The sequence below is a fragment of the Pseudohaliea sp. genome (assembly GCF_054552115.1).
Map to the genome: position 1 here is coordinate 41,595 of NZ_JBTOLW010000004.1, position 18,593 is coordinate 60,187.

At 67.4% G+C, this 18,593-nt stretch carries 17 protein-coding genes and 1 tRNA gene; 6 read left to right on the forward strand and 12 right to left on the reverse strand.

The features are described from left to right. Nucleotides 1-8 precede the first annotated feature (8 nt). From ACX93N_RS03385 to ACX93N_RS03425, 9 genes are all read right to left on the reverse strand, one after another. On the reverse strand, nt 9-926 hold the full coding sequence (locus ACX93N_RS03385) for a glutathione S-transferase family protein (RefSeq protein WP_459426983.1): 918 nt from the start codon (nt 924-926) through the stop codon (nt 9-11). 130 nt (nt 927-1,056) lie between these two features. Then, nucleotides 1,057-3,543, reverse strand: a complete 2,487-nt coding sequence (locus tag ACX93N_RS03390; protein ID WP_459426984.1) for a TonB-dependent receptor — start codon at nt 3,541-3,543, stop codon at nt 1,057-1,059. Between the two features lie 107 nt (nt 3,544-3,650). Beyond that, nucleotides 3,651-5,009 (reverse strand): aromatic ring-hydroxylating oxygenase subunit alpha, encoded by a 1,359-nt coding sequence (locus ACX93N_RS03395; RefSeq protein WP_459426985.1) that lies wholly within the window; start codon nt 5,007-5,009, stop codon nt 3,651-3,653. Next, nucleotides 5,006-5,419 carry a Zn-ribbon domain-containing OB-fold protein gene (locus ACX93N_RS03400; protein WP_459426986.1) on the reverse strand — a complete coding sequence of 138 codons (414 nt, stop codon included), beginning with the start codon at nt 5,417-5,419 and terminating at the stop codon, nt 5,006-5,008. Before ACX93N_RS03400 ends, ACX93N_RS03395 begins: the two co-directional genes overlap by 4 nt. A gap of 1 nt (nt 5,420) precedes the next feature. Continuing rightward, nucleotides 5,421-6,584, reverse strand: a complete 1,164-nt coding sequence (locus ACX93N_RS03405) for a thiolase C-terminal domain-containing protein (RefSeq protein ID WP_459426987.1) — start codon at nt 6,582-6,584, stop codon at nt 5,421-5,423. Continuing rightward, nucleotides 6,581-7,015, reverse strand: coding sequence for a hotdog family protein (locus ACX93N_RS03410; protein ID WP_459426988.1), 435 nt, complete (start codon nt 7,013-7,015; stop codon nt 6,581-6,583). Before ACX93N_RS03410 ends, ACX93N_RS03405 begins: the two co-directional genes overlap by 4 nt. Continuing rightward, entirely contained in the window at nt 7,012-7,494 is a 483-nt protein-coding gene (locus ACX93N_RS03415) for an FAS1-like dehydratase domain-containing protein (protein ID WP_459426989.1), read from the reverse strand. Before ACX93N_RS03415 ends, ACX93N_RS03410 begins: the two co-directional genes overlap by 4 nt. Continuing rightward, on the reverse strand, nt 7,487-9,037 hold the full coding sequence (locus ACX93N_RS03420; protein ID WP_459426990.1) for an AMP-binding protein: 1,551 nt from the start codon (nt 9,035-9,037) through the stop codon (nt 7,487-7,489). Before ACX93N_RS03420 ends, ACX93N_RS03415 begins: the two co-directional genes overlap by 8 nt. 7 nt (nt 9,038-9,044) lie before the next feature. Continuing rightward, on the reverse strand, nt 9,045-9,491 hold the full coding sequence (locus ACX93N_RS03425; protein WP_459426991.1) for a nuclear transport factor 2 family protein: 447 nt from the start codon (nt 9,489-9,491) through the stop codon (nt 9,045-9,047). Nucleotides 9,492-9,608: 117 nt separating this feature from the next. On the opposite strand from ACX93N_RS03425, the gene ACX93N_RS03430 reads away from it, so the two are divergent. From ACX93N_RS03430 to ACX93N_RS03455, 6 genes are all read left to right on the forward strand, one after another. Beyond that, the gene (locus tag ACX93N_RS03430; RefSeq protein WP_459426992.1) at nt 9,609-10,220 is read left to right on the forward strand and encodes a TetR/AcrR family transcriptional regulator; all 612 of its coding nucleotides are present in this window, start codon (nt 9,609-9,611) and stop codon (nt 10,218-10,220) included. A gap of 219 nt (nt 10,221-10,439) precedes the next feature. Next, entirely contained in the window at nt 10,440-10,685 is a 246-nt protein-coding gene (locus ACX93N_RS03435; protein ID WP_459426993.1) for a hypothetical protein, read from the forward strand. A gap of 73 nt (nt 10,686-10,758) precedes the next feature. Then, nucleotides 10,759-10,834: transfer RNA gene (locus ACX93N_RS03440), tRNA-Thr, on the forward strand. Nucleotides 10,835-11,021: 187 nt separating this feature from the next. Continuing rightward, a complete protein-coding gene (locus ACX93N_RS03445; RefSeq protein WP_459426994.1) occupies nt 11,022-12,446 on the forward strand; it encodes a cytochrome ubiquinol oxidase subunit I in 1,425 nt (474 codons plus the stop codon). Continuing rightward, nucleotides 12,437-13,438, forward strand: coding sequence for a cytochrome d ubiquinol oxidase subunit II (cydB, locus tag ACX93N_RS03450; protein WP_459426995.1), 1,002 nt, complete (start codon nt 12,437-12,439; stop codon nt 13,436-13,438). The genes ACX93N_RS03445 and cydB overlap by 10 nt, the downstream gene beginning before the upstream one ends. Nucleotides 13,439-13,473: 35 nt before the next feature. After that, the gene (locus ACX93N_RS03455; RefSeq protein ID WP_459426996.1) at nt 13,474-13,563 is read left to right on the forward strand and encodes a hypothetical protein; all 90 of its coding nucleotides are present in this window, start codon (nt 13,474-13,476) and stop codon (nt 13,561-13,563) included. Here the strand turns inward: ACX93N_RS03455 and pip are convergent. The 3 genes from pip to ACX93N_RS03470 all read right to left on the reverse strand — a co-directional run bounded on the left by pip (nt 13,560) and on the right by ACX93N_RS03470 (nt 18,472). Next, a complete protein-coding gene (pip, locus tag ACX93N_RS03460) occupies nt 13,560-14,507 on the reverse strand; it encodes a prolyl aminopeptidase (RefSeq protein WP_459426997.1) in 948 nt (315 codons plus the stop codon). The two genes, ACX93N_RS03455 and pip, sit on opposite strands and share 4 nt — an antisense overlap. A gap of 78 nt (nt 14,508-14,585) precedes the next feature. Further along, nucleotides 14,586-15,695, reverse strand: coding sequence for a DNA polymerase IV (gene dinB, locus ACX93N_RS03465; protein WP_459426998.1), 1,110 nt, complete (start codon nt 15,693-15,695; stop codon nt 14,586-14,588). Between the two features lie 320 nt (nt 15,696-16,015). Beyond that, nucleotides 16,016-18,472 carry a TonB-dependent receptor gene (locus tag ACX93N_RS03470; protein ID WP_459426999.1) on the reverse strand — a complete coding sequence of 819 codons (2,457 nt, stop codon included), beginning with the start codon at nt 18,470-18,472 and terminating at the stop codon, nt 16,016-16,018. Nucleotides 18,473-18,593 lie beyond the last annotated feature (121 nt).

The following is an 18,593-nucleotide window of genomic DNA, read 5'->3' on the forward strand; positions in this document are numbered from 1 at the left end:
GCGGATGCTCAAGGCAGCGGATCCACCCGGTACCCCGCCCGCGGGAAGTGGATAACAACGCGCCCGAGCGGTCCCTCCTCGCGGGCGATGGCAATCTCGTCGGCGTCCAGCACCAGCAGTGTGCCGTTCGTCGGGTCGCGCCCGTAGTCATCGGGCGCCACCTGCACAGGGGTACCCACCGCCAGGCGCGGCCAGGCGTCATCCCCCACCGCCGGGCGGGTCATCGGCTCCGCTTCACGGGCGACCGCGAGCGCTGCCTCCGCATCGAGTTCACCGCGCTCGCCATGGCCGAGTGCAGCCACCCGCGCTTCCCACTCGCGCAACCGGGTAAAGGGCGCCAGCAGACCGTCGCCCCCCGCGATGTTGCCCCGGCACATCCACACGGGGCTGTAGCAGGCGACATCCGCCCAGCCCGGCGCATCGCCGAGAAGCCAGTCCCGGCCGTCGGCCAGCATGCGCTCCAGCTGGGCAAGGCCCGCGACGAACTGGGAAAAGAAATGGTCCGGCGGGGCGCAGAGGTCATCGTCCTCGAGAAAATCGAAGAACGCCATGCGGTCCTCGAGGACCGGCGCCGGGATCTGCTCGTTGGTCCCCATGGACAGCGCCGCACCGGGCTGGAACAGCGCGGTATCGCTCCAGTAGCCGAGTGCCAGCGCCACGCCCTCCGAGCCGGCGGGAAAGAGGCCCGGCCCGGGGAAACGACGCTCCAGCTCCAGGGCGATGCGCCGGGTGTCACAGTACACGTCCGCCCCCACCTGCAGCACCGGCGTCTTGCGGTAGCCCCCGGTCAGTGCCGTGAGTTGGGGCTTGGGCATGACCATGGGTATCTGCACCGACTGCCAGGCGAGCCCCTTGAGGCCCAGCGCCAGGCGCACTTTCTCGGCAAAGGGGGACGGATCGTGATGGTGGAGAATGATGTCGCTCAAGGCCTTTACCCCGATCGGGCTGAAGGTTGAAGACGCCGCCGCTGCCCTGCTGCCCCGGGGCGCCGCAGCGAGCGGCTTTGAAACAGGCCTGTGGCGGCCCGCGGGCCGCCACCGGGCAGGTCAGCCGGGCTTACCAGCTGAAGTCCATGCCACCCTCGATGCCGAAGGTGACCGGCTGGCCGTAGTAGGACATGACCCAGAGGTTGGCCACCGGCAGTTCACCGAGGCGGTACTCCTCGTCGGTGAGGTTCTTGCCGAAGGCACGCACCCACCAGGAGCCGTTGTCCGGGCGGAAGGTCACCGCGGCGTTGACCAGCGTGCGCTCGTCGGTGATGCCGTCCGGGGTGTCGGGCACCGCCGTGTAGGCGTAGGTCGCCTCGTCGACGTAGTTCACGTTGAGGTTCCAGTCCACGTTGCCGCCCATGAAGCGGTGGTCGTAGAGGAAGTCGACGTTATAGGTCCACTCCGGCGCCCGGGCGACTGGGTTGCCGTCGAGCACCGTATCGATCGAGCCGTCGAAGTCCGTGTCCGCCTGGAACTCGTTGAACTCCGATTCGAGCCAGCCGAGGCTGCCCTGTACGCGGAAGTTGGGGGTCAGCCGCCAGGCGCCCTCGAACTCCATGCCGTAGACCTCGATCTCGGCCGCGTTGAAGAAGCGCGTCTCCTGGAAGGTACTTTCGTTGATGCCGTCGCCGTCCCGGTCTGCCTCGATCTCGGCCAGCAGCTGCTGCTGCGAATCGTCGTAGGTGACGTAGAAACCGGTGAGGTTCAGGCGCAGGCGGCCGTCCATCCAGTCAGAGCGCATGCCGATCTCGTAGGAATCGGCGGTCTCCGGGTCCGTCGGGCGGGCCTGGATCGGCTCGATCGGGTTGCCGCCGGTGCCGGTCTGGTCGTTGTAGCCGCCGCTCTTGAAGCCGCGCGCATAGGTACCGTAGAAGTACAGGCTGTCAGTCGGCTCGTACCCCAGGGTGACACGCCAGGTCGGCTCTTCCCACTTCTCGTCGTCCCGCACCACCCCGGTGGGGAAGCGCTCGAAGTCCGCGGCGTTCAGGGGCTGGCCCAGTTCACGCCAGGTGAAGTTCGGGTCGAAGCCACCATTGAGGGCCTGGACAAAGACCTGGTTGCGGCCGGTCCACTCCTTCTCCTCTTCCGTGTAGCGCACGCCGGCACCGAGGGACCAGGCCTCGTTGATCTGCCAGGTGCCGTCGAAGTAGATGGCCATGGCCTCGCCGTCCTGGCCGTTGGAAAGGACCTGCGGGTTGTTGTTGAAGAACTGCGGATCGCCGAACAGCGCCGCCGCGTCGAGGGTCATGTCGACGAAGCCCAGCACCTGGGCCACCGAGAACAGCGCCTCGTCCTCCTGGTAGAAGGCGCCGGCGACGAAGTTGAAGGGACCGGAAAGGTCCGAAGAGATCCGCGCCTCCAGCTGCGTCGTCTCGCGCTCGTCCTGCCGGGTCGCATCGAACAGGGAAACCGGGCCGACCTCACCGGTGTAGGTGTTGGAGAGCCAGGAGTCCGTCTCGCGGCGGCCGCCGAAGAAACTCAGCGTGTAGGCGTCGTTCATCTCCCAGTCGACGTTGAGGTAGAGACCGTCCACGTCGATCTCGTGGCCCTTGCTGCCCATCTGCATGAGCACGCCCTCGCGGTTGGTCACCCCGGCAACCTTGACCCGGTCACCGCCGGGGTCCCGGGTGAAGCCCAGCGCGTTGAACACATAGGCGCCGTCCGGCGTCTCGTTCACCGAGGGCGGCGTGTCGCCACGGTCGCGCACCATCTCGTAGGCGAGGTTGATGTCCAGGCCATCGGTGGGCTGCCAGCGGAACTTGAAGCGGCCGGAGAGGATGTCGGCGCCGCCGATGTCGCTGCCGTCGCCCTGGCCGGTGGCGCCGACGAGGGGGTAGTTCACGCCGAAGTCGGCAACCGGGCCGTAGGAGGCGCCGTTCTCATAGTAGCCATCGGACTCGGCCTTCAGCACCGCGGCGCGGAAAGCCGCGTTCTCACCGAGGGACAGGTTGGCGATGGCACGCCCCTCCACGCGTCCGAACTCGGCGACCTGGCCGCGGACGCTCAGCGTGTTCTCGCCGAGCTCCGGCCGGTTGGTCTTCACGTTGACGACGCCGCCGGTGGTGTTCTTCCCGAACAGCGTGCCCTGCGGGCCGCGCAGGATCTCCACGCTCTGGATATCGAGCATGTCGACGTTGGCGGTCTGGATGTGCGGGATCACCATGTCGTCTACGATCACGCCGACCTGGTTCTCGAAGTAGAGGATGATGCCGTTCTGGCCGACACCGCGGATGGCGAAGTTCGCCGAGTTGAAACCCGGCTGCTTGCCATTCACCACGTTCGGCGCATAGACCAGCACATCGCCCAGGTCGGTCGGGACCAACCGGTCGACCTCTGCGCCGGTCACGGCAGTGACCGCCACGGGCGTGGTCTGGATGTCCGTCTCCGCCCGCCGGGTCGCGGTCACGAGGACCTCCTCGAGCTTGCTGTCACTCGCGGCCTGGGCCAGGGCGGTTTCAGCCGTGAGCGAGAGGGCCGGGGCCATGGCAACGGCCAGGGCCAGCTTCGTGCGCTGCCAGCTGCGGCAGCGATTCTTCGGGGCTTGCGCTTGCATTGTTATGCTCCTTTATTGGCTATGCCTGTAATCGATTTGACGCTTGCGATCATGCTAGACGAGTTACCTGTGCTACTACCTGCTCACCAACAGCTGCCGCGCCGGGCCTAGGACCCGGCCAGCCGGCGCTCCAGTTCCACGTGGAAGTGGCGCAGCCGCTGTTCCTGCTCACCCCAGAGCTGGCCGGCGAAGCCGCGGGAACGCATGCCCTGCTGCACCACCGGGAGCAGTGAAGCGTCCTGGCTCAGCACCAGCCCCAGCTGCGGGTCTTCTTCCAGGGTGTAGTGCTCCGTGGCCGGACGCACGGCGCCGGTCACATCCGTATCCTCCGGCAGGCCCATCCAGTCCGGCGGGCAGTAGTCCGGATCTTCCGCCGGCAGCATCAGCGTCATCGTGTCGTAGTAGAAGCGCTCCGGGTCCGTCTCGTGGGGAATGAAGCGCATCAGGAACACCGCCTCCGGGTGGCAGCCGATCTGCACGTTCGGAAAGATGCCGGTCGCCCAGCTGTCGGAAAGCTGGCCGTCCGTGAAGCGCTCGTATTCGAGGCCGAGCCGCTCGGAACGCTCGCGCTTGGCCTGCTGGATGGCGCGACGCACGTCGGCCGCCGTACCGTCGAACCCCGTGGGGTCGAGACCGGCGTCCTTGAGCATGGCCTTGAGCCCCTCGTTCACCGTGGTCTGATCCGCGGCACGGGGGCTGGGCTGGCCGAGAGGCACGATCATGCGGCTCGCACCGTTCGGGTAGAGGTCATACTGCACGTTCAGGTCGCCCATGACCCCCCGGGTCTCCGGGTGCACCGCGTGCAGGTGGTAACTCTCGTAGAACGCCTCCACGCCGACCTTCCAGTTGGCACCCCACTCGCTGCGGACGTGGCGCACGACCTTCATGCGGTCGATGCGGTAGGCCTCGAGGTAGCCCTCGGGAAGACCGATGGCCTCGGCCAGCGGCGGCGCCTCGCCCTCGCACATGTTGATGAAGACGATGCCGGCGTGGACCTCGCAATGCACGGCCTTGAGGCCGGGGCGGTGGGCGACCACCTCGGGGCGGAAGGTCTCCTCGTCGGTGATCCGGCGCAGGCTGCCATCGTTGTTGAAGCTCCAGCTGTGGAAGGGGCAGACGATGACCTTGCGATTGCCGCGTTCCTCCGAGAGCAGGCGCGCCCCGCGGTGGCTGCACACGTTGTAGAACGCGCGGACCCCGTTCTCGGTCAGCGTGACGATGATGGACTCGTCACCGATGTTGAACAGGAAGTAGTCGCCGACCTTCTCGAGGTCCGCGGTGACGCCGGCAATCAGCCAGCTCTGCGTCCACAACCGGTCCCATTCCTTCTGCATGTACTCGCGGCTGAAGTAGCCCTCCTTGCCGGCCCGCTCGACGCCGTTGTCGATATAGGGCTGCTTGGCTTCCAGGGAGTCCGCGGGCGCATCGGGGTTGATGATGGCGACGGGAATTGCATCGGCGTTCATTTCACACCTCCAGTTTCGTCCAGCCGGAACACCGGCAGGGAAAGTTCCTCAGACCATGGTTCAAAACAGACGGTGACCGGAGCACCGACCGTTACGGCTTCCGGTTCACAGCCGGTGATGAGCGACATCATGCGCGGCCCCTCGGCGAGATCGATCAGCGCGACGGTGTAGGGCGCCTCGTAAGCGGGCGACAGCCCCCGGCGTACCACCGAGAAGCTGGCGACCGCGCCCCGGCCGCTCGCGGCTTCCCAGGCCGGCTCCTCCGCACCGCAGGCGGTGCAGAAGGGGCGCGGGTAGAACTGCCAGTGGCCGCAGGAGGCGCAGTGCTGCAGGCGCAGTTCACCCTCCCGGCAACCGGCGAAATAGGGGGCGGCGAGACCATCGGTGCGCTGGGGCTGGATCCGTTCCACCTTACACCTCCCGGCCCAGGATGAGCGTCGCGTGGCTGGACATGATCCCGCCCTGGGCGTGCACGAGGCCCGCCTCCGCCCCTGCCACCTGGCGCGCACCGCACTCGCCGCGAAGCTGGCGTACCGCCTCCGTGAGCGCAAACATGGCGCCCGGGTTGCCGGGGTGGCAGTGGGACAGCATGCCGCCATGGGTGTTGACCGGTAGCCGGGCGTCCGGACCCATGCCCTCGCTGGCGAGATAGGCCCCGCCCTCGCCCTTCGCGCAGAACCCCAGGTCCTCGAGCTCGACCAGCACCGTCGGCGTGAAGCAATCGTAGAGCTGGGCGAAGGCGAGGTCCGCCGGGCCGAGGCCCGCCATGGCGAAGGCCGCCGCGCCGGAGGCGCGCGCGGCGGAAGCCGTGAGATCTCGCGCCTGGCTGATGTGTTCGTGGCTGTGCCCTTCGCCGAAGCCGAGGCAGTAAACCGGCGGCTGCGCGAGGTCCCGGGCGCGATCGGCCCGGGTGAGCACGACCGCCGAGCCGCCGTCGGAGACCAGGGAGCAGTCCAGGAGCCGCAGCGGGTCGGCGATGGGTCGCGAGGCGAGCACGTCGTCCACGGTGATCGGGTCGCGCTTCTGCGCCGTCTCGTTGCGCGCGGCATGGGCACGCGTGTCGACGGCGACGCGAGCAAAGTGCTCGGGCAGGGTGCCATAGCGCGCCATGTGCGCCTGGGCGATCAGCGCGTAGTAGGCGGGCACCGTCGGTCCGTAGGGCTGCTCGAAGTCCGGGTGCCCGGTGGACGACTGCATACGCATGGCCTGGTCACGGGTCAGGCCGCTGCGCAGGCTGTCCGCCATGGCGAGGACCACCGTATCGACCTCCCCCGCGAGAATCGCCGCGGCGGCGTGAGCCAGTGCGGTGACGGTGGTGCCGCCGCCCGTGGGCAGGGTGAGGCACAGCTTCGGGAACAGCTGCAGGTACTCGGCCATGGCCTCCGCGTGGTAGAGAATGGGCTGCGCCATGGCGTTACAGGTAATGAGACCGTCGACCTGGTCCAGGGTGAGTCCAGCATCGGCCACGGCGCCGCGGATCGCCTCGGCGCAGAGTTCCGTGGGCGTCACGCCCGGCACGACGCCCACTGCCGTGTCGAAGGCGCCCACGAGGGCAGTGGCAGCCCGCAGGCTCACGGCGCGCCGTCCCCGCGGAGGCGCACCGTGGCCTCCCCCGGCACGAGCGTATCGCCGGCGTCGTTGCGCACCCACAGGGTGAGCGCGGCCGTTCCGGCGGCCTCGTCCAGCCCGGTGATCTCGCCGCCGACGTGCAGCGCATCGCCCACGTAGGCGGCGCCGCGGTTGGAATAGCTGATCCGCTCGAGTTCGCCCTCGCCGTCCAGCCATTCCTCCACGCACTGGTGCAGCCAGTCGCCGAGGAGCGGACCGGCGACCACGAGGCCGGGATAACCCTCTACCTCCGTGGCGTAGGGGTAGTCGAAGTGGATGCGGTGGGCGTTGTAGAGCACCGCGTTATAGAGAAACAGCTGGATCTCGTCACAGCTGCGCGTAAAGCCCGGCAGTGTATCGCCGACCTTGCAGTCCCGCTTCACCGTCGCCCTCGTCACCGCAGGATCCTCGTGGTCTTTTCCCGGATCACCAGTTCACCGTCGTCATTGCGTACTTCCATGACCAGTTCGTAGAAGATGAGGGGCCCGGAACGGCCGCGCTTCTCGTAGATATCCGTGAGCGTGCGCGTTGCCGTGAGCCAGTCCCCGGGGTGGATCGGTTTCAGGTACTCGATCTCGAGCCCGCCGGCCATGGCCTTTTCCAGCGGGAACTTCGGCAGCAGCTTGTCGATGAAGACGCCGTCCGGCGACAGCTCCTCCATGGTGACCACGTCCCAAAACAGGGGCACGTGGAACATGGGCGGCGCCACGTCGCCGTCGAGGTAGCGCTGCTGCCGGTTGCCGGTGGCAATCGCGTACTTGCGGATTTCCCGCCGCGTGACCAGCTCGCGCCGCGGCGCGTCCTGGCGGCCGATGTTGGCGAGGAGTTCGGGCGTGAGGAGCGATTCCGCGGCGGCCGTATCAGTCGAACTAGACATTCTTCTCGTGCTCCCGCCAGTAGGGTTCGCGCAGGTCGCGCTTGAGTATCTTGCCGGTGGGCGCCTTGGGAAGACTTTCCACGAAATCGACGGAGCGCGGCTTCTGGTAGGAGGCCAGGTGCTCGCTCGCGGTCTTGATGATCTCCGCCTCGCTGGCGCTCATCCCCGGCTTCAGCACGACCACGGCCTTGACGGCCTCACCCCACTCGTCATCCGGCACCCCGAAAACAGCGGACTCGAGCACCGCGGGATGCTGGTGGATGGCGGCCTCGACCTGGGTGCTGAAGATGTTCTCGCCACCGGAGATGATCATGTCCTTGGCCCTGTCGACGATGTAGACATAGCCGGCTTCGTCCCAGGTGGCGACGTCGCCGGTGTGGAGCCAGCCGTCGCGCAGGGTCTCGGCGGTCTGCTCCGGCTGACGCCAGTAGCCGACCATGTTCGCCTCCGAGCTGACGATGATCTCACCGGGAGTCTGCCCGTCCCGGGGCACGTCGTTGCCGCTACCGTCGACGACGCGCAGGGTGGTCATGAACGCCTCGCGGCCGCAGGAGGACAGGCGACCGGCGTGCTTTCCGTCGACGGCGCCGCGGTGATCTTCCTGCGAGAGGAAGCTCATGGTCATGCCCTCGGTCTGCCCGTAGCCCTGGATGATGGTGCAGGGGAAGGCGGCCAGGGCCGCCTCCACGACCTTGCGCGGCATGGGCCCGCCGCCGTACTGGATGTTGCGCAGGCTCGACAGGTCGAAGCGCTCGAAGTCGTCAACGGCCATCATCCAGTTGAGCATGGTAGTGACGCCAAGGAAGGCCGAGACCCGTTCCCGCTCGATCACCTCCAGGGCCAGCCGCGCCTCGAAGTTGATCAGGACAACGGGGCAGCCGTGGGCCATGTAGTTCATGGCCAGTACCACCGGGATATGGAACATCTGGCCGGTCAGCATGTACACGTCATCGCGCTGCACGCGCTCGGCAACCGTCTGGTTGACCATGCCCGTGAACAGGGACCGGTGCGTATGCAGGGCACCCTTCGAGCGGCCGGTGGTGCCCCCGGTGTAGAGAATCAGCACCGGATCGTGGTCCCCCACGCTGTCGGCGACCGCGGGTTCGGCGTCGCTGCCCGAGGCGATAAGCTGCTCGTACTCGCCGCCGGGGCCGAAGCGCAGCCAGCGGGGCAGCGTCAGCTGTGTGCCGAGGGCGTCGACGACCTCGTCGAAATCACCGGCATAGGCCAGGGCGCGGGGCTCGCCGTCCTCGATGATGCGGGCCAGTTCGGCGGTGCCGAGGCGCCAGTTCAGGGGCTGGAGCACCAGGCCCACGCGGGCGCAGGCGAAATAGAGCTCCATGTACTCGATGCAGTTCTTCGAGAGAACGGCGATGCGGTCGCCTTTCTCCGCACCGAGGCTGTCCAGGAGGCCATTGGCGAGGCGCCGCACGCGTTCGTCCAGCTCGCCGTAGCTGATCCGGCGGTCGTTGGGGATATCGATGAGCGCCGGTATACTGGGCTGCATGCGTGCCGTTTTCGCCGGGATGCGACCGATATTCATGGCGGCGTCAGTAAGCCTTCTCGAGTTCGAGGTGCCGGCGCACCAGTTCGCACCGCGCGCCGTCGACGATCACCTCGTCGCGGTAGACGCCGGTGCACAGCAACTGCGCTTCGCCGTGCTCCGTGGCGAACAGCGAGAGGTAGGAAACGACGGCAATGGCACCGGCCACCGTCGCCTCGTCCGCCGGCGGATAAAACACGTTCGACACGACGTGGCGGCGCTTGTCCGTCTGCTCGTCCCAGGCGCCGCGCATCAGGCCCATGATGCCCTCCCGGCCCTCGAAGGGGCCGATCAGGTCACCACCGGCGATGCGCAGGGTAAACACCGCATCCTCGGCAAAACAGGCGGCAAGCATGGCGTCCTGCTGCTCGTCGAGCGCGAAGGCGGCACGCGATAGCAGATCGCCGATGACAGCACGCGCTGCAGGGTCGGGGGCGGGCGTGGCGATGGCCATACGCAGATCCTCTGGTCGCTTATTCGACTTATGGGGCCAAGGCTAAGCATTATTTGAAGAAGATTCAAACAATTTTTTTTGGTAGCGTTGCCCGGCCCACGCAAGGAAGCCACTCCCTTGAACAGCACCGCAAGCGCGCAACAGGCCCCCCGGAGCAGCCGCCAGGCACGCAGTGCCGAGCGTCGGCGCCGGATCTTCCAGGCACTGCACGACTGTGTCATCGACAAGGGCTACACGCGCACGACCCTGGCGGACATCGCCACCGGTGCCGGTATGTCGGCGAGCCACCTGCTCTACTACTTCCGCGGAAAGGAAGACATCCTCGAGCAGTATTTCGAGAACGTGTCGGAGAAGTTCCTCGCCCGTATCGGCGACCGGGGGGACGCAGGCGCCCGGGATCGCATCGAGCACCTGGCCGACCTGTGGTTCCGCGGCGAGGCCAGCACGCGGACCGAGATCGGCTTCATGCTCGAGTGCTTCGGCGCGGCCGTGCACGACGAAGTCCTGCGCGTGACCAAGGCCGAGTTTGACCTGCGCTGCAAGGACCACCTGGCCGCCATCTTCGAGGCCGCGCCAGCCTGTTACCTCGGTGACGACCGCGACGCCGCGGAGGTCGCCTACGCGATGATGATCGGCCTGCGGTCCGCGGTCTACTTCGACCAGGCCATGGACCTGGCGACCGCCCACCGCATCTTCCGCGATACCCTGCTCAAGATCGCCTCGCTCTAGGCAGCGGCGCCCCCTCCCACCCGCAACCATGCGGGCTCAAATTAGATTCCATTTCGATACCTACAGTCGCGCGCAAGGTGCGGCGCATCCCCGCCCGGCGGGCGTCTGCCGCGAGAAAAATTTCTTATTAGCACTTGCAAAAATCCAAATTGGTACTATTATCTTTCCGTAACACTCAATGTTACATATCTACACACTTCCTGAATCCTGGAGGATACCGTGAAACACTTCACCTGGCTGGCCGTCCTTGCCAGCGCCCTGGCCGCCGCGGAACCGCCGGCTGCGGCGCCGGACGCCCCGGTGGTCGATATGGCCGTACTCGAGCTCGAGCCCGCGGCAGACGATGCCTTCGGCGCCCCGCTCAAGCGCATTGCCGAGGAACTGGACCGCGCTCTGGAACTGCAGCTGGCGCCCAAGGACGATGCACCGGACCCCGAGGCTGACTACGTCGCGTCGCTTCGCTGACCGCCTGCGGCGGCAATCCGGCCGCGCGCTTGCCGGCACCGGACCGATGGCATAGAATCGCGCCCTCTTCCGGGCCGGCATAGCTCAGTTGGTAGAGCAACGCATTCGTAATGCGTGGGTCGGAGGTTCGAATCCTCTTGCCGGCACCATTTTTCCCCGGTCCAGGCAGCGTCCCCGGCCGGGAGCCTGCCCGCCCTTACCGCTGCGCCTCCGACAGGCCCGGACCGACCGTGCGCTTGAAGGCCGTTGCCTGGCACTGGCACCGCGCGGCCCCGCGCTCGCAGGTCTGTCCGTGCCTCTGGCCCGTACCAAGCTCACACCGTGCTGTAGTTGATTATGCTCGACGCCCTCGACCCCATACTGCTGGCCCGCGCCCAGTTCGCCTTCACGGTCGCGTTCCACTTCATCTTTCCGTCCCTGTCCATCGGCCTGGCCAGCTATCTCGCCGTGCTCAACGGCCTCTGGCTGTGGACTCGCGACCAGAGCTATCTGACGCTGTACCGGTTCTGGATCCGCATCTTCGCCCTCGTTTTTGCCATGGGCGTGGTCTCCGGCATCACCATGTCCTATCAGTTCGGCACCAACTGGTCGGTGTTTTCCGACCGCGCGGGGCCGGTCATCGGCCCCCTGATGGCCTACGAAGTGCTCACCGCCTTCTTTCTCGAGGCAGGCTTCCTGGGCATCATGCTGTTCGGGCGGGAAAAGGTCGGTGAGCGGCTGCACATGCTGGCCTGCGCCATGGTCGCCTTCGGCACGGCGCTCTCCGCCACGTGGATTCTCGCCGTCAACAGCTGGATGCAGACGCCGACGGGTTACGAGGTCGCCGCGAACGGGCAGTTTATGCCCACAGACTGGCTGGCGATCATCTTCAACCCGAGCTTCCCCTACCGCCTCGCGCACACCCTGACCGCCGCCTACCTGACCACGGCGTTCATGGTCGGCGGCGTGGCTGCCTGGCACCTGCTGCGCGGGCATGGGCACAGCGCGCCGGTGCGGCGGATGTTCTCCATGGCCCTGTGGATGGCGGCGCTGGTCGCCCCGCTACAGGTGCTCATCGGTGATCTGCACGGCCTCAACACGCTGGAGCACCAGCCGGTCAAAGTGATGGCCATGGAGGGGCACTACCAGAGCCACCCGGAGGGCGCACCGCTCATCCTCCTCGGCCTACCCGACTCCGCGGCCGGCGAGGTGCGCTACGCGCTGGAAATCCCCAAGCTGTCGTCGCTGATCCTGAAGCATGATCTCGATGCGCCGCTGGCGGGCCTCGACACGGTGCCGCCGGAAGCGCAGCCGCCCGTGGGCGTGGTGTTCTGGGCCTTCCGGATCATGGTGGGGCTGGGACTGGCCATGGCAGGGCTCGGGCTGTGGAGCCTCTGGGCCCGCTACCGCGGGCGCCTCTACGAGGACCGCTGGCTGCAGCGGGCCGCTGTCGCCCTCGGGCCGTCCGGCCTGGTGGCGGTGATTGCCGGCTGGGTCACCACGGAAGTCGGCCGCCAGCCCTGGACGGTCTATGGCGAGCTCACCACCGCCGCTTCGGCATCGCCGATCGCGGCGCCGGCCGTCGCGACCTCCCTGCTGGTGTTCGCCGTGGTCTATTTCCTGGTCTTCGGCGCCGGGATCTTCTACGTGCTCCGGCTGATGGCCCAGGGTCCCGATGGGGTCGGCGGCCCGCCCACGGATGGCCCCCTGCGCACGGCGGGCACCGTGCCAGCGGTTCAGTTCCAGGAGGTCGCGCCAACCGGAGGTACCTCGTGGAGCTGACGATCGCCTGGGCAGGCCTGCTGGTGCTTGCCATTTTCATCTACGTTGTGCTCGACGGCTTTGACCTCGGCATCGGGATGCTCTTCGCCGCCTTCCCCGCACGCCGCGACCGCGACCTGCTCATGAACTCCGTCGCGCCGGTCTGGGATGGCAACGAGACCTGGCTCATCCTGGGCGGCGGCGGCCTCTTCGCCGCCTTCCCGATGGCCTACGGCATCTACATGACCGCGCTGTATACGCCGATCATCGCCATGCTGCTGGCCCTCGTGTTCCGCGGCGTGGCTTTCGAATACCGCTGGCGCACGGAGCGCTGGCGGCGCTGGTGGGACCGCGCCTTCATCCTCGGCTCCGCCGTTGCCGCCCTGGCCCAGGGTATCGCCCTGGGCGCCGTACTCCAGGGGGTAAGCGTGGACGGGCGCAGCTATGGCGGGGGCTGGTGGGACTGGCTGACGCCCTTCACCGTGCTCACCGGTGTCGCCGTGGCGGTAGGCTACCTGCTCCTCGGCGCCTGCTGGCTGGTGCTGAAGACGGAGGGCGAGGTCCATGACCGCGCGCGGCGCATCGCCGTAATCACCGGCGGGATCACGGTGGCCATGATCGGTGCCGTGAGCCTCGCGACGCCTTTCCTGGAAGCCGCCTACTGGACCCGCTGGTTCACCCTGCCGACGGCCGCCGTTGCCGCGCCCGTGCCTCTCCTCGTCGCGGTGCTCAGCATCTGGCTCTACCGTTCCCTCACCCGCGACGGCCACGACCTCGCCCCCTTCCTGCTGACCCTCGGGCTGTTCGCACTTTGCTTTGTCGGGCTGTGCATTTCCCTCTGGCCGTACATCATCCCGACCTCGGTGACACTCTGGGAGGCGGCCGCACCGGCCTCGAGCCAGTGGTTCATGCTCGTCGGCGCTCTCGTCATGCTGCCGCTGATCCTCGGCTACACCGGCTACGCCTACTGGGTATTCCGCGGCAAGCTGGACCCGGACGAGGGCTACCACTGATGGGCGGGCAGCCGCTGCCGTCCGCCCTGCGGAGGGTGTGCTGGTTCATCGGCCTCTGGGTGGCCGGCGTGCTGGCGGTGGGGGCGGTGGCGCTCCTGCTGCGCGCCCTGCTGCTCCCCGCCTAGCAGCGCGCGAAGCGGTCCGTCGCCGCCACCAGCGCGGCCGCGTTGCCGCCGTCGAAGGCGGAGTGGCCGGCATCGGGCACGAGGTGGAAATCCGCTTCCGGCCAGGCCCGGTGCAGCTCCCAGGCGGTCACCGGCGGGCACACCACGTCGTAGCGGCCCTGTACGATCACGGCCGGAATAGGGCGGATGCGGTCGATCCCTTCCAGCAACTGGTCGGGGTGCTCGAAGAACCCGCCGTTGACGAAGTAATGGCACTCGATGCGCGCCATGGCCAGCGCCGCCGCTGGCGCATCGAGCTGCGCCACGAAGTCCGCCCGCGGCCGCAGGAAACTCGTGGACGCCTCCCAGACAGACCAGGCGCGCGCCGCCGCCAGCCGCTCGTCCTCGTCCGGACCGGTCAGCCGCCGGTAAAAGGCCTGCACCAGGTCGTCGCGCTCCGCCGCCGGGATTGGCGCGAGGTAGGCCTCCCAGGCATCCGGGTACAGCTCACTCGCCCCGTACTGATAGAACCAGCGGATCTCCTGCTCGCGCAGGAGGAAGATGCCGCGCAACACCAGCTCGCTGACCACGTCCGGGTGGGCCTGCGCATAGGCGAGCGACAGCGTACTCCCCCAGGAGCCACCGAAGACCAGCCAGCGCTCAATAGCGAGGGTGTCCCGCAGCCGCTCCATGTCGGCGACAAGGTCCCAGGTGGTATTGGCTTCCAGCGACGCATGGGGCCGGGACCGGCCACAGCCGCGCTGGTCGAAAAGCACGATGCGGTAGCGCTCGGGGTCGAAGAAGCGCCGCGCGTCCCTGCCCGCCCCGCCCCCCGGGCCGCCGTGCACGAAGAGGCAGGGCTTGCCGGCCGGGTTGCCGCACTGCTCGTAGTAGACCTCGTGGCCATCGCCAACGGTAAGCCAGCCATGGTCATAGGGTTCGATGGGGGGATACAGGGCATCCATGCGCAAACGCTCTTTCGTCGGGTTGCACCATGATGACCCCTCCGCGGCAGGGCCGGCAAGGTTCTGCGCGAGCGATGCTCAGAAGGCGAGCGACTGCTGTCCCGGCCGGGGCTCACGGACCCCGGCTGCCGGCGGCTCGGGCGCTGCCAGCGCCGAGAGCGCGATACCGAGCAGCCGGATCCCACGCGCCGGCGGCAGCAGCGGTGCAATGGCGGCAGACGCCAGCTCGCGCAGCCGCTCCGGCGTCTGTACGGGCACGGCCACGGAACGCGCCCGGGTCAGCAGCCGGAAATCGGAGTACTTCACCTTCACCGTCACGGTCCGCCCGCGCAGCGGCTGCCCCTCGACCCGGGTCCAGAGCGTGGCGGCGATCCGGTCCAGCGCCGCGTGCACGGCGGCGCTGTCCTCGAGATCCTCGCCGAAGGTACGCTCCGCGCCGATGGACTTGCGCTGCCGCTCGGGCCGCACCGGGCGCTGGTCCTCGCCCCGGGCCGCGCCGTAGAGGTAGCCGGCAAACTTGCCGAAATGCTGCTCGAGGAAGGCCCGTTCACAGGCCCGCAGGTCCGCCCCCGTATGGATCCCCAGCCGCGCCATGCGCTCGGCGGTGCGCGGCCCCACGCCGTGAAAGCGGCGCACGGGCAGCCCCGCGACAAACGCGGGCCCCTGCGCCGGTGTGATGACGCAGAGACCGTCCGGCTTGTGCTGGTCAGACGCGATCTTGGCCAGGAATTTGTTGTAGCTGACGCCCGCGCTCGCCGTCAGCGCCGTCTCCTCGCGGATGGCAGCCCGGATGGCCTGCGCCGTCGCCGTGGCACTGCCGAGCCCGGCTCGATCGACGGTCACGTCGAGGTAGGCCTCATCCAGCGACAGCGGCTCTACCTGGTCGCTGTAGCGTGCGAAGATCCCGCGGATCTGCCGGGAGATGTCCCGGTAGTGGTCGAAGCGCGGCTGGATGAACACGAGCCCGGGGCAACGGCGCTTCGCCGTGACCGAGGGCATCGCCGAGCGCACCCCGAACACCCGCGCCTCGTAGCTCGCCGCCGCCACCACCCCCCGCCGCGCCGAACCGCCGACCGCCACGGGCCGCCCCCGCAGCGACGGGTCGTCCCGCTGCTCTACGCTGGCGTAGAACGCGTCCATGTCGACGTGGATGATCTTGCGCGGCGCGCCTTCCGCTTCCTCGCTCATGCGTGAATCTTAGCCCAGCACCGCTCACGGAAAGAAACCATCGCACGGTTCCGGGGTCAGGGCGGGATACTGCTCTCAGTCGCTCCCCGATACACGCTTTGTGAGAGCAGTATCCCGCCCTGCCCCCTGGGCGCCCCGCGTAGTTCCGACTCGGTCGACCTTCCACTACGGGTAGGGGCGGATGGTGGAGAGTGCCCCCACAAAGCGTGTATCGGGGAGCGACTGGGGGCACTCTCCAGCATCCGTCCCGGCACTGCGCGATGCCCCAAAACAAAACGGGCGCCCCGGTGGACGCCCGTCCCTTGTCGTTACCTGCGGGTCTAGAACCGATAGGTGCCCTGGAGCGCGTAGGTAGCCGGCCGGTCGAGGAACTTGTAGTAGGCCATGCCCGTGCCGCCGGTCAGCGTGCCGGCGAGGGGCGCCTCGCCGCCGTAGATGACGACATCCTCGTCCGTCAGGTTCTGGCCGACGAAGGCGAGCTCCCACTGCCCGGAGGGGGCACCGACCGCGACGCGCAGGTTCACCTTGGTGAAAGAGTCCTGCTCGCTGCGCGGGTCCAGCGTCGGGTTGTAGGTGTAGGAATCGCTGTAGTTGAGGTCCAGGGTGGTGCGCAGTTCCAGGCTGTCACCCAGCGGCATCACGTAATCGGCGATGAGCGATCCCGTCCACTCGGGCGTGTATTCCTTGCGCTTGCCGGTGGCGTCGCAGGTGACACCGTCGGGCTGCACGGCGCCCGGGTCCAGCACCTGTTGGCCGAAGTAGCACTGGTTGTTCTTGAAGTCCGTGTATTCGAAGTCGAGGTAGGCGACGGCGGCGCTCAGGGTGAGGCCCTGGGTGACCAGCCAGCGGCCGTCCATTTCCACACCGGAAATCTCCGCCTCGCCGGCGTTGCGGACATTGAAGCCGAGGACACCGTCGAACTGGCTCGTCTGCAGGTTCGTGTACTCCGTGTAGAAGGCGGCGATGTTGAGCTCCGCCGTGTCGCCGATGCCCATCTTCGCACCCACCTCGAAGCTCTCGGCAGACTCGTCCTCGAACTCGAAGACGCCGACGATATCGAGGCCACGGCCCAGGTTCTGGGCGTTGACGACATTCGGGTCCGGATGGCCGTTGGAGCGGATGTCGAAGCCGCCGGCCTTGAAGCCCTCCACGTAGGTTGCGTAAAGCATCATGTCGTCGGTGGCGTCCCACTGCAGCGTGACCAGCGGGTTGAACTCCTCCTCCTTGCGCTTGCCGGAGATCGTGTCGTAGGGCTCGATGCTGAAGGCGCCGAAGAGCGGGTTCAGGCCCCAGAGCACGTTCGGCGTCTGGCCCGTGGGGTCCGTCGCCGGGGTCGGCTGGTCGTCGGGGCCGAAATGCACCTGCGACTTGGTCGCCGTCTTCTCCTCCTCGCTGTAGCGGCCGCCGAGTACCAGGCGGAAGGTATCGGAGATGTTCCAGGTCACCTGGGCGAAGGCTGCCCACATGTCACTTTCCTGGTCCGCGAAGCGCCGCGTGCGGATATTCGAGAACGCCGGATTGAGGAGCCGCAGGAGGCTGTTGTCCATCACGTTGATGGAGTCCTCGAAGTCCAGCTCGTTGGTCTGGTAGTAGAGGCCGGCGATGTAGTCGAGGGTCTCGCCGCCCGGCGAGGTCACGCGGATTTCCTGGCTGAACTGCTCGAAGGCCTCGTCCTGCAGGGCGTTGAAGATCGTCGCACTGGTGAAGTCGCAGTCGCAGTCCTGCTGGAATTCGTATTCGAGGTAACCGGTGGTCGAGGTCAGTGTCAGGCCGCCGAGGTCGTAGTCGACCTTGAGTACGAACACATCCGACTGGTTGTCGTGAAAGTCACTGTTACCGCCGCGGACGCGGTTGAGTTCACCGTCCGACCCGGTATAGGTAACCGGCGGCTGCAGGCCGAGCACGCCGTTGGCGAGGCCGACGAAATTGTCCAGGGCGGTGATGTAGTCCGTGCCCTGCCCGGTGCCGGCGAGGTCCTCGCGCACGATACTCTGCGTCAGCTCGACGTTGCGTCCGTTGTCATCGAAATCCGAGTGCTCGTACTTGGCCCACACGGAGAGCTGCTGCGTCGGCTCCCACAGCAGGGAGCCGCGGTAGACCATTTCCTCTTCCTGTTTCTCGTCGTCGCCGGTGACCGTGTTCGTGTAGGGGCCCTCCACGTCGCGGTACATGAGCGACAGGCGGCCGGAAAGCGTGTCCGTGAGCGGCCCGGAGAGCACCACGCGGTAGTCCTGGCGCTCTTCCTCGGTCTCGTAGAGGGCCGTCACGGACCCCTCGAAGGTCTGCGTCGGCTTCGCGGTCACCATGCTGACGGCGCCGGCGATGCTGTTCTTGCCGAAGAGAATCGGCTGTGGCCCGCGCAGCACCTCGATACGCTCGAGGTCGAAGAGCGGCGAGCGCGCCAGCTGGCCCCGGCCGTAGTAGATGTTGTCCACGTACATGCCGGTGGACTGCTCGAAGCCCGGGTTGATACCGGAGCTGACGCCGCGGATCGTGATGTTGTTCGAGATGCCGCTCTGGTTCATGGAGAAGTTCGGCACGTAGGTCGTCAGCGCCTCGAGATTGCTGATGTTGGCCTCGACGAGCTTGTCGCCGCTGACGGCGCTGACGGAGATCGGTACGTCCTGCAGGCTCTCGGCCCGCTTCTGGGCGGTGACGATGACCTCCTCGAGCATCAGGTCCTGGGCCTGGGCACCGGCCGCCAGGGCCAGGGCGAGGCCGGCGACGAGCGGGCGGCGATGGGTGAGCAGAGGACGGACTTGCGCAGTGATCGGCATGGCATTTACCCCGTAGTTGTCGTTATATGGCCGGACCGCCAAAGCGGTCTTTTTATGCAACCGACACCAGCATAGCAAACCATCGCCGTGCCGTACCGCTAATTTTTGCCAATTTTACCGC

Coding starts and splice junctions, on each gene's coding strand:
- ACX93N_RS03390 (WP_459426984.1), bottom strand. CDS start 3,543: ATGCAAGCGCAAGCCCCGAAGAATCGCTGCCGCAGCTGGCAGCGCACG.
- ACX93N_RS03395 (WP_459426985.1), bottom strand. CDS start 5,009: ATGAACGCCGATGCAATTCCCGTCGCCATCATCAACCCCGATGCGCCC.
- ACX93N_RS03415 (WP_459426989.1), bottom strand. CDS start 7,494: ATGTCTAGTTCGACTGATACGGCCGCCGCGGAATCGCTCCTCACGCCC.
- ACX93N_RS03420 (WP_459426990.1), bottom strand. CDS start 9,037: ATGAATATCGGTCGCATCCCGGCGAAAACGGCACGCATGCAGCCCAGT.
- ACX93N_RS03425 (WP_459426991.1), bottom strand. CDS start 9,491: ATGGCCATCGCCACGCCCGCCCCCGACCCTGCAGCGCGTGCTGTCATC.
- ACX93N_RS03445 (WP_459426994.1), top strand. CDS start 11,022: ATGCTCGACGCCCTCGACCCCATACTGCTGGCCCGCGCCCAGTTCGCC.
- pip (WP_459426997.1), bottom strand. CDS start 14,507: ATGGATGCCCTGTATCCCCCCATCGAACCCTATGACCATGGCTGGCTT.
- dinB (WP_459426998.1), bottom strand. CDS start 15,695: ATGAGCGAGGAAGCGGAAGGCGCGCCGCGCAAGATCATCCACGTCGAC.
- ACX93N_RS03470 (WP_459426999.1), bottom strand. CDS start 18,472: ATGCCGATCACTGCGCAAGTCCGTCCTCTGCTCACCCATCGCCGCCCG.